At 62.3% G+C, this 1,493-nt stretch carries 1 protein-coding gene; it reads right to left on the bottom strand.

The window, feature by feature from the left end; translation table 11 throughout:
- Window positions 1-370 precede the first annotated feature (370 nt).
- Window positions 371-1,390 carry an integron integrase gene (locus tag RKP46_RS03085; protein WP_311097219.1) on the bottom strand — a complete coding sequence of 340 codons (1,020 nt, stop codon included), beginning with the start codon at window positions 1,388-1,390 and terminating at the stop codon, window positions 371-373.
- Window positions 1,391-1,493: the final 103 nt, after the last annotated feature.

Below are 1,493 nucleotides of genomic sequence, written 5' to 3'. Positions count from 1 at the left end.
TGTTGCAAGCGCACCAGTTCCGACCAGCGCCGCCGACGCGCGGGACGACCGCTCTTCGTGTGGCGCCGGAGTAAGCCCCAACATGTCCGCAGCAGGCCACCGAGAAGCGTTGCCGCTGCGGGGTCCGGCGCACCAGAGGTGGCGGTCAAGCCGACCGATCGGCCGATTCCACGCTTCCCAGAAAGGCGCTTCGGAAGTTTGCTCGTCCGCTTGCGCCGCGCGATTGCAATCCCCCTACCTCGGCTCCAAAGCGCGCTTGTCGCGGCGATCCTGCCGCGGACCACGCGCGCCCGACGCTGGTTCGCACGCCGACGTTCCAGGCGAAGGTCAGGCGCACTCGCTGGCCGCCGCATCCGGCCCGCAAGCGCCGTCAAAGCAGCGAGTCGAGCGGGCTGCGGACGCCGCGCCCGCCGCGCTGGAGCACATGCGTGTAGATCATCGTCGTGCTCACGTCGGCATGCCCGAGCAGTTCCTGCACCGTCCGAATGTCGTAACCGCTATCGAGCAACGAGGTCGCGAACGAATGGCGCAGCGTGTGCGGGGTAGCCGGCTTGCTGATTCCGGCCAAGCGTAGCGCCTCGCGCATGGCCCGCTGAATGCTCTGCGCTTCCACATGGTGCCGGCGCACCACTCCCGAACGTGGGTCAAGCGATCGCTTGGCCGCCACGAACACGTACTGCCAAGCCCATTCGCGCGCCGCAGTCGGGTACTTCCGTTCTAGCGCCCAAGGCAGGTAGACCTCGCCGAAACCGGCTGCGAGGTCGGCCTCATGCAAGGCCTTAACAGTCAGCAGATGATCACTGAGCGGGATCAGCAGTTTCTCGGGCAGCATCGTCACCCGGTCCTTGAAGCCCTTTCCCTCGCGCACCGTGATCTCGCGACGAGCGAAATCCAGGTCCTTCACCCGCAAACGTAGACATTCCATGATGCGCAAGCCCGTACCGTAAAGCAGCCTGAGAATCAAGCCAGCACTGCCCTGTATCGGCGCCAGCAGACGCTGTGCCTCCTCAGCAGTCAGCACTACCGGCAAGCGTTTGCCCACCTTGGCCGACTCGACGCCCTCCAGCCAAGGCAACTCGGTCTCCAACACCTCCTTGTAAAGAAACAAGAGAGCGCTGCGCGCCTGATTCTGCGTTGAAGCCGAGACCCGGCCTTCGACCGCGAGGTGGCTGAGAAACGCCTCCACCTCGCGCGCACCCATTTCCCGCGGATGGCGCTTGCCATGAAACAGGATGAAACGCCTTACCCAGTCCCCATAAACCTGCTCCGTTCGTATGCTATAGTGCTTGAAACGAATACGGTCGCGCAGTTGGTCAAGCAGCCTCTTGGAAGGTTGAGCCACGCCGTCGGCCCTGACGCAATTCCCGGAATTTTTAGTGAACGTATCCATGGCCTATGTCCTTGTTTAAACGGGTGGACACACTAGAAGGTGTATGGGAGAACAGTATAATTGACGCAAAGCTTTGCGTCAATTAGGATTGCTACTTCACGTT

Origin of the sequence: Accumulibacter sp., assembly GCF_031732815.1 — a bacterium.
GTDB lineage: Bacteria > Pseudomonadota > Gammaproteobacteria > Burkholderiales > Rhodocyclaceae > Accumulibacter.
Note: the sequence above shows the minus strand (reverse complement) of the source record. Positions and strands in the feature narration are given on the sequence as shown.